3 protein-coding genes are annotated in these 5,281 nt (G+C 37.8%); 1 reads left to right on the top strand and 2 read right to left on the bottom strand.

Going from position 1 to position 5,281, the window contains the following annotated elements:
• Positions 1-311: 311 nt before the first annotated feature.
• Positions 312-692 (bottom strand): PIN-like domain-containing protein, encoded by a 381-nt coding sequence (locus BGL89_RS00020; protein WP_286823560.1) that lies wholly within the window; start codon positions 690-692, stop codon positions 312-314.
• Positions 689-1,405 (bottom strand): DUF433 domain-containing protein, encoded by a 717-nt coding sequence (locus BGL89_RS00025; protein WP_286823562.1) that lies wholly within the window; start codon positions 1,403-1,405, stop codon positions 689-691. The genes BGL89_RS00020 and BGL89_RS00025 overlap by 4 nt, the downstream gene beginning before the upstream one ends.
• A gap of 431 nt (positions 1,406-1,836) precedes the next feature.
• Between BGL89_RS00025 and BGL89_RS00030 the strand changes: the two genes are divergently transcribed.
• Positions 1,837-5,028, top strand: coding sequence for a type ISP restriction/modification enzyme (locus BGL89_RS00030; RefSeq protein ID WP_286823564.1), 3,192 nt, complete (start codon positions 1,837-1,839; stop codon positions 5,026-5,028).
• Positions 5,029-5,281: the final 253 nt, after the last annotated feature.

Raw genomic sequence — 5,281 nt, forward strand, 5'->3', positions numbered from 1 at the left:
TTTTAAAAGTTGGCGGTCACTTCTCATTTTACAAAGACAGTGATCGCTTTTACTTTTGATATTCTGATGGGAGAATGAAACAGCCCTACCCCCTTCCCCTGGGTGAAGTGAACGGGAATAAATTTAACAGCAAGTGGGGGGATTAAGAAGTTGATTAAACTGGTTCACTGCTCAGACAATTTCGACAATTGCATCAAAGGTAATGGTGAGAATATTGTCAACAAATTTAGTTGTAATTTGTTACTGAATAGAAACTATTTTAATAAGTTTTAAATAGTTTCTAGCATTCTGGTTAATTCATTTTTATTTTTTCACAATTTAACTTGACAATTTTGGTATATTTTTGCGATAAAAGGAGCTTGATTACCTTGGGTTATTCTCTCGATTTTATCGATTGTTTCCACAAAAATATTAACCATTGTTTGACGAGGTAAGTTACCAGAAACTAGAACAAATACTTGAGCCTGATAACGGGCTATCTGTTGAACTTCTAAAATATTTCTACCAATGTTTACATCTTTAGTTAATACTATCCATCCTCTTTGACTAACAATAGGTAGCCACTGCGTATCTGGTGCATCTGGGGCAAAATGAGCATGATGAAATTCAATCTTAACCCCTATTTCTTGCAAAGCTTCACCGATAGACTTTCCTAAAGCGCGGTCTATAAAATAGGTGTATTGATAGGTCATGCTGCTTGCCAATTGGACTCGAATAAAATCGCTTTTTCAATTTGCCAAGGTTGACAATTATAATCATTGGCAATATCTTCTATAGAGTCCCCCGCATCATAAAGTTCTGTGACAATTTTAGTGGGAATTCCTGTTCCTTTGATAGTGGGTTTTCCGAAGGAAATATTCGGGTCTATCATGAGGACTTTATCAGTGAAGTCTTCCCCCTTTAGGTTGATAGTGGGAAAAAGCCGTGTGGCGATATCTTGTTCATCCCATTCAATACGAGTTAAGAGATTATTTAAGACTTGTTTCATCGCTAATTGTCCCGAACGGGAGGCATTAATTAAATGTTCAAATTGTTCGATGAAAAGGTCAATTCCATCGGTACTAAATTGTTTTTGAACTAGAGGATGATCGGTGTTAAATTGTTCACTAATATAGTCTAGGGTAAGTCTAACTTTATCGAGAGGGATGTTATGAACGGTGCGAATAACTCTTAAAACGTGCGCTTCCACTAAGTTAGTAAAGGAAAGTTGGGGAATATTCGGATTAGGTCGTTGAATGAGGGGTAAAAACTCTTTTTGTCCTTTTTTGGTGGGGTAGGTGCGTCCCTTTACCCAGGTTCTCAGAGTGGGTAAAGGAATATGGAGATAGCGCGCAGTATCGGCTATAGTATAGGTGGGAACATGATAGAGATGCTCTAGAGATAAGGGAGATGACACTTTGACCATCGTTAATATTTTGGTGAAGTTGTTGGGATGAGATTATCGCCTATCGATTATCTCATTTTAGCTAATTTTGGTATCCTTGAGGATAGGGATAAAGTAGGGTACATCTCATTTTTGTAAATCTAGCAAGTTGGGATTTTTACGGGAAAACTCTCTGATAAAATCGGGCATTACTTCCGATTTTATTAGTCAATCCAAGCTTTTGGGGGGTTCTACCCCCCAAACCCCCCGCGCATTAGCTTTTCGGTGGGATGCTTACAGGCGGCTGCTGATATATCTGTGATAATTTAAGAATCACTGATAATTGCTGATTGTCGGTATTTCTGCAAATGTCAGATGCACCCATAAAGTAGAATGAGCGCATCTCAGGGGACATTGAAAGCAAATGAGGTTATATTTTATCTATAGAAGAACGTTTATAGGCTGCACCGATAATGACTAATTCACTGCCAAAATATCTAGAGGAAATCACTGGCATTTATCAACAGGGTAACGCCACAGAACACAGTTATCGTCCTGCTTTAAAAAAATTAATTGAATCCCTAAATAATAACCTACAAGCTCTCAATGAACCGAAAAGGATTGCTTGTGGCGCTCCGGATTTTGTGATTAATCAGGGTATGGTAGAAATTGGTCATCTGGAAGCAAAAGATATCGGAACTTCTCTCAAAAAGGTTGAAAATACTCCCCAAATAAAACGTTATTTACAGGCTTTGGGTAACTTAATTATCACCGATCATTTAGAATTTCGTTGGTATGTATCGGGAGAATTGCGTCTATCAGCTTCCGTGGCAACTCTTAATCAAAAAAAGCAAATTAAACCTGATTCCCAGGGTATTTTGCAAGTAGAACAAATGTTCTGCCAATTTTTTCTCTCGAAAGTTATTCAGATAACAACACCGCGAGAATTAGCGAAAAAAATGGCCGCTTTAGCGCAGTTAATTCGGGATGCGATCGCACAAGCTTTAAAAGATCAAGATTGCGGGGGAATGCTGCGGCAACAATTGCAATCTTTTCAACGAGTTTTAATTAGTGATCTCAACGAAGCGCAGTTTGCCGATATGTATGCACAAACAATTTGTTATGGTTTATTTGCGGCACGCTGTAATACGGATCAAATCAGTTCTTTTTCCCGGGAAACGGCAGGATTTCGACTGCCAAAAACTAACCCTTTTTTGCGGGGAATTTTTCATCAAATTGCTGGTACAGAATTAGATGAGCGGATTACTTGGGCCGTGGATACTCTAGCCACTATTTTACAACAAACGGACATGGAGGGGATTCTGGGCAGCTTTGGAAAACGCACCCGCAAGGAGGACCCTGTAGTTCACTTTTATGAGACTTTTTTAGCCGAATACGATAGTAAAATGCGTGAGTCTAGGGGGGTTTATTATACTCCTGAACCCGTGGTTTCTTACATGGTTCGCAGTGTGGACTATATTCTGAAAAATAAGTTTCAGATTCCTAAAGGTTTGGCCGATGCCAAAAAAATTACTATTAAAAATCCTAATAATAGCCAAGAAACTCAGGAAGTTCACCAAGTTTTAATTCTGGATCCTGCTGTGGGAACCGGCACTTTTTTACACTCTGTTATCGATTATATCTATGAGAGTTTTCGTCAACAAAAAGGGATGTGGTCAAGTTATGTTAGTAAACATCTATTACCGCGTCTCTTTGGGTTTGAGTTACTGATGGCTCCCTACACCGTAGCACACATGAAGTTAGGTTTACAACTTCAGGAATTAGGCTATGATTTTAGTGCCGATGAACGCTTAGGAATCTATCTCACCAACACCCTACAGGAAGCTTTTCAAATTCCCCCTGCTGATGGTTTTTTAAATCGTATTCGCGATGAAGCAGCCGCAGCAAAAGATGTTAAGCAAGAAATGCCAGTCATGGTGATTTTAGGCAATCCACCCTATTCTGCGGTTTCAGAGAATACTGATCCGTGGATTATAGATTTGGTCAGAGATTATTATCAATTAGATGGAAAACCATTAGGCGAGAGTAACTCTAAATTATTACTTGATGATTATGTAAAATTTATTCGTTTTGCTCAGTATCGATTGTCATCCACTGGTTACGGAGTTTTTGCATTTATAACTAATCACAGCTATTTAGATAATCTAACTTTTCGAGGAATGCGTCAAAGCTTATTAAAAACTTTTGATGACATTTATATACTCGATTTACACGGCAACAGTAAGAAAAAAGAAATCTGTCCCGACGGTTCAACCGATCAAAATGTGTTTGATATTCAGCAAGGTGTAGCTATTGGTATTTTTATTAAATATCACAATGGTTCTTCAAATTTAGCTAAAATTTATCATGCTGATTTATGGGGCAAAAGAGAGATGATTGAGAATCAAGTTATTGTCGGTGGTAAGTATCACTGGTTAGAGGAAAATGATCTTTGTTCTACTTCTTGGCAAGAATTACAACCTGATTCTCCTTTTTATCTATTTAAACCTCAGAATATTAATCTGCGGTCGGAATACGATCAATTTTGGAAAATTACTGAAATTATGCCAGTTAATTCAACTGGAATTAAAACCCACCGAGATGAATTAGTTTTTGATATAGATATAGATAATTTAGAAAAACGTGTCAATGATTTTAGAAACTTAGATATTTCTGAAATTGATTTTCAATCTATTTATGGAGAATATGATAGAAAAGATTGGAATCTAAGAGAAAAAAGGAAAACTCTTGCTAAAGATAACTATTGGAAAGAAAAAATAATCAATTGTTTATATCGTCCCTTTGACATCCGAAAATATTTTCAGCATCAGGAATTAGTAGATCGACCTAAGCAAGAAGTTATGAATAATATGATTGATGATAATTTAGGTTTGATTACAACTAGACAAGTTGCTGAATCTATTTTTAATCATGCTATTGCCACTGATTATGTAATTGATAATCGGGTAACTGTCAGCAATAAAGGTTCAGCTTATCTTTTCCCCCTTTATCTTTACCCAACCAATACCCCAACTTTATTTGAAACAGAACCAACCAACTCGCCAAATGGTCGCCGTCCCAATCTAGCGCCAGAATTTATTAAGAAACTTTCCGCAAAACTTGACTTAGAATTTATCAGTGATGGCAAAGGAGACGAAAAGAAAACCTTTGGACCGGAAGACATTTTTAACTATATTTATGCCGTCTTTCACTCTCCCCAATATCGCCAACGTTACGCCGAATTTTTAAAAATAGACTTTCCTCGTGTTCCTCTCGCCAGTGATAAAGAATTATTCTGGGAATTAGTCAAAAAAGGTGACAGATTAGTGCAGTTACACCTGATGAAAGGGACAGGAAAAGAAATTAGTAGCTATCCCGTGGCGGGTTCTAATCTAGTTGAACAGGTGAAATATGACGAAAATAAACAACAAATTTCGATTAATTCTGACCAGTATTTTGCGGGGATTCCGCCGCAAATTTGGAACTTTTATATCGGCGGTTATCAAGTGTGTCAGAAGTGGCTAAAAGACCGCAAAGGTCGCCACCTTAGCTACGATGACCTAGAACATTATCAACAAATTATCTCCATTTTGGGAGAATCGATCGCAATTATGGAAACTATAGATATAATTATCAATAAATATGGTGGTTTCCCCTTTAGTTAACCGACGCTTGAGAGAAGATTAACTTAATTTTTGCCCACTGGCAAGAGTCCCTTTTCACCGATAAATGATTCTCCACTCTCAAGGATGCTCTCTTATTCTTTGTGTCCTCTGTGTCTGGAGTGGTTCCTTCCACTCGCTCGCCAGCAGGACTGTATCAACGAAATTGACACTCCCGTCGCTAAAAGCGAGGGATTCTTGGTTCACTGAGTTTCCTTAATCTGGCAGGACGTATCCAACCAAACCAGAGGGAATC

Source organism: Microcystis sp. LSC13-02 (genome assembly GCA_002282935.1).
Lineage (GTDB): Bacteria > Cyanobacteriota > Cyanobacteriia > Cyanobacteriales > Microcystaceae > Microcystis.